Below are 425 nucleotides of genomic sequence, written 5' to 3'. Positions count from 1 at the left end.
GACACCCATTTACGTGTTTCTTCTGATTTCACAATACCATGAGTATCTAAGATTAAATCTGTCTCAGTCGGAGAGTTAAAACTAAACAATGTACCAAAACCAGTATCATCTAATTCTGAATTAGAATCTTTGTGAGATTGAGAAACGAATACCAAGAAATTATTAAACGACCGACCAGTTCGTCTGATTTTCATAATAATTTCTCTACCCACATCAGTAATATTAAAGAACCATGCTTCATCAATGAAAGTAATTGATTCTTTCTTGCTTTCAGAACCAAATTTATAACAGAATTGACCTAGGGCATAAAGAGCGACTAGAGACTGTCTTTGATTTTCAGTAATACTTGTTTCACTTGTCGGTAATTCAAGACCAGTTACTTCAATAATTGAAATACGTTTTGACATACTGATTGCTTCATTTTG

General features: G+C 32.9%; 1 protein-coding gene. It reads right to left on the bottom strand.

Going from position 1 to position 425, the window contains the following annotated elements; all coding sequences use genetic code 11:
* On the bottom strand, positions 1–425 hold a 425-nt coding region (locus tag RU86_RS11850), incomplete at both ends, for an ATP-binding protein (RefSeq protein ID WP_179296295.1).

It is taken from the genome of Pseudolactococcus piscium (genome assembly GCF_002441695.1).
In the GTDB taxonomy this organism is placed as follows: Bacteria; Bacillota; Bacilli; order Lactobacillales; family Streptococcaceae; genus Pseudolactococcus; species Pseudolactococcus piscium.
The sequence above is the reverse complement of the archived record's forward strand: the minus strand, read 5'-3'. Positions and strand labels throughout refer to the sequence as shown.